The organism is Leucothrix pacifica (assembly GCF_003172875.1).
In the GTDB taxonomy this organism is placed as follows: Bacteria; Pseudomonadota; Gammaproteobacteria; order Thiotrichales; family Thiotrichaceae; genus Leucothrix; species Leucothrix pacifica.
Genome location: NZ_QGKM01000131.1, coordinates 2,018 through 2,604 on the forward strand (window position 1 = coordinate 2,018; position 587 = coordinate 2,604).

Consider the following 587-nt stretch of genomic DNA (forward strand, 5'->3'; position numbering starts at 1 on the left):
ATTGCATGGACTGTGACGTGTTTTGTTTGACCGACATACTGCTTACCGAGTTTGATGATAGACCTTAGAGACTCCGTTTAGTGTACCCCGTTCTGTCATCAAAACTAGCCATTTTCGGCACTATTAGGTGAGCAGCCAAACCGCCTCAACCGCCGGAATCGAACCTTTAAAACCACCTTCAACATCACAAGTTTCCACGTGAGTCAGTTCATAATCCACGTCGTAATGCTGCTTTATCTCTTCATTCGCAATAGAAAACGGAGGCCCCGACATCAGGCTTTGATCATACTGAAAACAGATCACAAGCTGCTTCGCCCTATTCGTTGTGGCCTGCAAATGTTTTGAATATTTCACCCGCGTTTCAGGTGGCAAAGCAACCAATGCCGCGCGATCATAAATCGCATCAACCGGCCCTAAGACCTCGGCAGTCACATCGAAGATATCACCGACAAACATATCAATGCCTTCAGCATGATAGTGCTTTAGCGCGCCTAATTCAGACACCTCTGGCTTTGCATCCAACTCTTCGAATAACTGCTGAATGGCAATCTCGCTCAGCTCAGCGCCAACTACCTGATAGCCTTTAT

General features: G+C 46.8%; 1 protein-coding gene. It reads right to left on the minus strand.

Annotated elements, in window-relative coordinates; genetic code table 11:
* Positions 1 to 123: 123 nt before the first annotated feature.
* Positions 124 to 587, minus strand: a 464-nt coding sequence (locus tag DKW60_RS23190; protein ID WP_109840020.1) for a class I SAM-dependent methyltransferase, incomplete at its 5' end; no start/stop codon positions are given.